General features: G+C 50.5%; 2 protein-coding genes. Both read right to left on the minus strand.

The genetic code is table 11. The features are described from left to right. Positions 1-4: 4 nt before the first annotated feature. Complete coding sequence (locus HMPREF3101_RS12085; RefSeq protein ID WP_168160158.1) at positions 5-175, minus strand: hypothetical protein; 171 nt, start codon at positions 173-175, stop codon at positions 5-7. An 89-nt stretch (positions 176-264) separates the two neighbouring features. Further along, complete coding sequence (locus HMPREF3101_RS04060; RefSeq protein ID WP_141737354.1) at positions 265-987, minus strand: hypothetical protein; 723 nt, start codon at positions 985-987, stop codon at positions 265-267. Positions 988-1018: the final 31 nt, after the last annotated feature.

Raw genomic sequence — 1018 nt, forward strand, 5'->3', positions numbered from 1 at the left:
TCCACTACGTGTCCACGATTTGCGGGCAACCCCAATACCCAGTGATATTGGAAAACGTGGCAAGGCCATTTCTTACTACGTCCTTCGTCGGCCGAGCAAAAGACCTCGCCTCGTCTTTTAGCAGTTTGATGCCTGTTGATAGAGCGTCTGTGTCTAGGTATACGTGTTGCGTCACAATAACCCCCCTTTGTGAATAAATCTACGTGCTGGAAGAAAACCCTAATACGTTGCTGTGAAGAATGGAACCCTTTTTGCGTGCACACTTTAGTGGACATCACTGGTGCCGAATTCCAAGAAGAGCTGCTCGAAGATCTGAATTGAGAGCTCGCACATCTCTGCCTGAGTTATGTCTTGTGCAAATCCTCCGGCAGAAGCCCCGAATCCGCCTCGTACCGTGTCTACCTGGACGAAGCAGAAACGTGGGTCGTGGTTGTTAGCAGCAAACGCGAACAGCTCGGGGATTAATTCAGATCTGTACTGGGGGAGCAGTAGGCCTTGCATTTCAATCATTTCGCGGGTGGTGTTGCCGTTGTCGTAGGAAGTAACGATTGCACGATCTATTTGCTCATCCATACTTGGAATATAACAGGAGCTCAGTACCCTAATCGGCCATCCTTCACTTTCTAGATCAACTCCTGAAAATCCTGCTGCGGCGTATTCTTCTAGGGTGATTTCGGTGCAGGGGTTAAACAGGTTATCGCCAAGTGCGTAGGGGTCGAAGTCGCCGAATTCGAGAAAGCCCGACTCGAATACGAAGCCGCGTGGTTCGGAAGATTCCACTTCCGGCTTTACAGATTCCCCCTCCGGCGAAACAGATTCCATTTCCGGCTCAGTTTCAGCAGCCCCACCAAGTGATTCGATCTTCCCGCTTGGCACACAAGCACTCAGCATCAGCGCAGCCCCCACGAGCGTTACTAGCGTTTTCTTCAACACTGTATTTCCCCCTTCGGATTGATTATCGTTCCTCAAGTATTCCTGAATTCCCACAGAAGCACGGCAGGATCGCTAGAACCGTTAC

The organism is Corynebacterium sp. HMSC29G08, assembly GCF_001806875.1.
In the GTDB taxonomy this organism is placed as follows: Bacteria; Actinomycetota; Actinomycetes; order Mycobacteriales; family Mycobacteriaceae; genus Corynebacterium.